The sequence below is a fragment of the Neisseria sp. P0021.S007 genome (assembly GCF_051956855.1).
Window position 1 is genome coordinate 1 of sequence record NZ_JBQCXA010000763.1, and the last position, 607, is coordinate 607.

Below are 607 nucleotides of genomic sequence, written 5' to 3' on the forward strand. Positions count from 1 at the left end.
CTTCTATTCTTACAACCAGTTGTTATTTCCTACCGGCATCATTCTCAGGCAAACTTATTATCCTCATGATAAACAAGATATTTCCAATTTAAGAGAGCCTCATGAATACACGAGATTTGTACCCTCACGAGATTTTGCAGGAAGCCATCGGCAAGAGCTGCGCCAAGTCTGAGTTCAGCATCAAAATGTTGGTGATTTTGAGTTTTTTAGGCGGCGGCTATGTCGGCTTCGGCTATCTTGCCTGCCTGCGCGTCATCAGTGGCATTCCGGCCGAATGGAACGGCCTGGCCGCCCTTTTGGGTGCGTCTGTGTTCCCGATTGCGCTGATTTGCATCTTAATCGGCGGCGGTGAGCTGGCAACAGGCAATATGATGATTATGGCTTTGGGCAGATTAACCGGCCGCGTCAGCACCTACAAACTGGTACGCAACTGGCTCATTGTCAGCTTGGGCAATCTGGCAGGCGCTGTTGCCATGGCCTATTTCCTCGGCCACTATGTCGGCTTGGCAGAGGGAGCGGCTGCGGCTAAAACCATTGCCATTGCCGAAGCCAAAGTTAATATGGACTTTGGCCGTGCCTTCGTTTCCGCTATCGCATGTAACTGGAT

Annotated in this window: 1 protein-coding gene; it reads left to right on the top strand. The window is 50.7% G+C overall.

All coding sequences use genetic code 11. The features are described 5' to 3' along the window. Positions 1-101: 101 nt before the first annotated feature. A partial coding sequence (locus ACTHUR_RS15835; protein ID WP_440399612.1) for a formate/nitrite transporter family protein occupies positions 102-607 on the top strand: 506 nt, incomplete at its 3' end.